At 43.8% G+C, this 2,906-nt stretch carries 4 protein-coding genes and 2 pseudogenes; all 6 read right to left on the bottom strand.

Annotation, left to right across the window (positions count from 1 at the left end; translation table 11 throughout):
* Window positions 1-348 (bottom strand): annotated as a pseudogene (locus tag LC574_RS33940) (lysozyme); the annotation flags it as partial.
* Between the two features lie 14 nt (window positions 349-362).
* Window positions 363-1,013 carry a M23 family metallopeptidase gene (locus tag LC574_RS33935; RefSeq protein ID WP_229457999.1) on the bottom strand — a complete coding sequence of 217 codons (651 nt, stop codon included), beginning with the start codon at window positions 1,011-1,013 and terminating at the stop codon, window positions 363-365.
* Between the two features lie 4 nt (window positions 1,014-1,017).
* Window positions 1,018-1,359 (bottom strand): hypothetical protein, encoded by a 342-nt coding sequence (locus tag LC574_RS33930; RefSeq protein ID WP_229457998.1) that lies wholly within the window; start codon window positions 1,357-1,359, stop codon window positions 1,018-1,020.
* Window positions 1,359-1,850 carry a hypothetical protein gene (locus tag LC574_RS33925; RefSeq protein WP_229457997.1) on the bottom strand — a complete coding sequence of 164 codons (492 nt, stop codon included), beginning with the start codon at window positions 1,848-1,850 and terminating at the stop codon, window positions 1,359-1,361. Before LC574_RS33925 ends, LC574_RS33930 begins: the two co-directional genes overlap by 1 nt.
* A gap of 133 nt (window positions 1,851-1,983) precedes the next feature.
* Window positions 1,984-2,541 (bottom strand): annotated as a pseudogene (locus LC574_RS33920) (phage terminase large subunit family protein); the annotation flags it as partial.
* A gap of 10 nt (window positions 2,542-2,551) precedes the next feature.
* Window positions 2,552-2,770, bottom strand: a complete 219-nt coding sequence (locus LC574_RS33915) for a hypothetical protein (RefSeq protein WP_011316696.1) — start codon at window positions 2,768-2,770, stop codon at window positions 2,552-2,554.
* Window positions 2,771-2,906 lie beyond the last annotated feature (136 nt).

Here is a 2,906-nt window from a genome sequence, read left to right as displayed (position 1 = left end):
TCTTCCTCTTAAAGTATTTAATGATGCTGAAGAAACACCAGTACTTTGAGAAATTGAAAAATAAATGCCCAAAGTAATTAAGGAAGCAGTTGACAGATGAATGGGTTTAAAACGGGATATAAATTGATGGCGAGGACTCAAAATAAACCCAACCAAACCACCAACAATAAAACCAAATTTCCAACTATCAAGTGCCTTAGTAAAACTACGGGCCTGACAAATAGTATCCGCACCCTTTGATACCAATCCACATGGCAGTGAAGCTACTCCATAAGAAAATGCAACAGAGCAGGCTGCACCAACTACACCTGATATAAAAATCGGTACAATTTGCATTTCTTTTGCCAATAGCTAAATAACCTTCAACGGTTAGCTAAATACTTGTGTAAATAAGGACGGGGGTTCTGCGCTACACCATAAGAGCGAACTTCAAAATGCAAATGCGGCCCCGTTGAAAAGCCCGTACTACCTACTGCTGCAATCATCTGCCCACGCACAACTTGTTGTCCTTGCTGTACATACAGCTGACTGGCATGACCGTACAGAGTAGATAAACTTCCCTGATGCTGAATAACAGCCGCTTTGCCATAACCACCCTTGTCGCCTGCAAAAACTACTCGACCAGCATCAACTGCATAAATTGGCGTACCCTTGGCTGCACCAAAATCAATCCCCCTGTGAAACTTGCGATCGCCTGTAATTGGGTGTGTCCGCCAACCAAACTCACTAGTTACAGGAGTACCAGCCGCAGTAGGAAAGGCAATTCGACCGTTATTTAAAACCTGATTACTACGAATAGTTTTTGGTAATATTAGACCTTGGAGAGATTTAACTAACAGTTGAGATTCAATCCATCCAGAAACCTGGGGAATGACCATAGCTGCAATTACAACTGAGGTTGCGATCGCATATCTCCAATTTGCACTCGAACTAGTATCGACCGTCTCATCCAAACTAGTTACAGTTGAATTCCTAACCTCCTTGTCACCGTCAGTTTCAAAGATTATTCGCATTGCCTCAACGCCTTTTTGCATTAGCAGGAGAAACCCGCCAACAACCAATCCTTGCAGTACTCAATACTTCCTCAAAGTCATTCCTAGCCACACGGCAATCAGGAGAATTTAGGTCATCCCCGGATGTTGCAGGTTCCCTTACTTGCGGGGAGTAACGTGTAGAAACAGGAGTAGAAGATATATTCACGCCAGGTGCAGCAGTGGGTACAACAGCCGACGATGAAAACTGAAGCTTTTGTACCAATGCCACAGCATTACGCCAGCTATCAAACTGCAAATATCCCGGTTGTAAAATATCTGCAATCCATACCAGCAGTACGAACCAAAAAATTGCCTTTACCGTCATTATTCCAACTGCTTAACCACAGGCAGGGCAAAAGAAGGAACTTCCTTGGGTACAACTTCAATCTTCTTCCCAGACGCATACCCCGGCCCGGTATAACTACCATTTAGGAAAAAATTCAACAGCATTATTAACAACCACACTCCCACACCAGCTACACCCACAGGAGATTTAATTACATCAGATAAAAAATATACTGGATACCAGCCAAATCTCCAGGGGTTTTGCGGGTGCAACCGATGTGCTTTCCAAATCTCAATGTAGGGAATCTCTATCTGAGGAACCCTCGGCTTATAGGAAGTAGGTGCATTGATATACCTAACTTCTACTGGCTGAGTCTCATAAGTAGTCATGGGAGAAATGTTAGGTTGCTGATTTACCATTCCTCCTTGTTGCTGTACCTGCTGCAACATGTTTTGCAAGCGGTTTGCAGGCACAACTGATCCACCTTCAGAATAATCAACATCAAAGTTGCGGCGCTGATTTCTGCTCATAATATGACCTCAAATTAAGTAACTAGCTGGCAGGTTTATCATTTACCTGGGAGTTAGTATCTTCCCAGAAATCTTCATCCTGAAGTTGGGCGTAAAACTCTTCTGGAGATAACATTCCAAGTTGGTTTTGCACTAATTTACCCAAAATCAAAACAGCAGCAGCCCCGGTTGATATCTTCTCCTCAACTTTCGTACCATCGGTTTTGCGATACCCCCAGTAAAAAGTATTATTTCCAGAAGCCGCTTCTAGTAAAACATCCAGCGAGTTGAATTTAACTATCTCCAGTGCCGGCATATAGTGAAGGCGGTAAAATCCAGATTTCTCATTAGCCTGCATTCTGGATATTTCACCCCGCAATTGCTGTCCCCATAATGCCGCCGCCAACTGTCGCCAGCCTGTAAGAGTAGGCGCACCCTCGACTGAGGAGTAACTGGAAAGATGGTCTATATTGTAGTCAGTACGGGAAAGCTTTTCTAAGTACACTTCCCGAATTTGGGAAACTTGCGCCTTTACTTGCTGTACCTCCGATATTTGATTACCTGGAACCTGTTGCTTCCATCCAACCACCAATGCAACCGCCCCAATAACAGACAGCGCACTAACAGTTGAACAAACCGTCCACAGGGTAACATTTACCTTTTTCTTTCTGCGACTTGGCTGTTTATTTCGCACAGGTGTAGGAGTAAACATAATTTACCCCTCATGTATTATCAACAACCAACTGCAACTGAGGGCGCTTGTTTAACTCTCGCGCGATCGCAATTCCCGCACCACCCACAACTATCCCAGTAAGTAGCAACAGAGGATGCAAGGCAAGGGTCGCTCCCACTCCCAATAATTGTCCCACCATCCCAGAAACACCCAGGTTCATCAACAAACCACCTGCCGTGTTAACCAAAAAGTCAAATGCTGCACTCATACCTGCTCCCTGGCAATAATGCGACTAAAATGAGTAATTCCCTTGATTTTGAAAGGTTAATTAGGTTTTTTGTTCGTCCCTGGTAAACCAAATTATTACTAGTGCCAGAATCAAACCAACTAATTCACCTATACCC

Origin of the sequence: Nostoc sp. CHAB 5715 (assembly GCF_020829685.1) — a bacterium.
Taxonomy (GTDB): Bacteria; Cyanobacteriota; Cyanobacteriia; order Cyanobacteriales; family Nostocaceae; genus Nostoc.
This window is presented reverse-complemented; position numbering and strand designations above follow the sequence as displayed.

Excerpts from the sequence above, each read along its gene's own strand:
- LC574_RS33925 (WP_229457997.1), bottom strand. The coding sequence starts at position 1,850 with ATGAGCAGAAATCAGCGCCGCAACTTTGATGTTGATTATTCTGAAGGT.
- LC574_RS33930 (WP_229457998.1), bottom strand. The coding sequence starts at position 1,359 with ATGACGGTAAAGGCAATTTTTTGGTTCGTACTGCTGGTATGGATTGCA.
- LC574_RS33915 (WP_011316696.1), bottom strand. The coding sequence starts at position 2,770 with ATGAGTGCAGCATTTGACTTTTTGGTTAACACGGCAGGTGGTTTGTTG.
- LC574_RS33935 (WP_229457999.1), bottom strand. The coding sequence starts at position 1,013 with ATGCGAATAATCTTTGAAACTGACGGTGACAAGGAGGTTAGGAATTCA.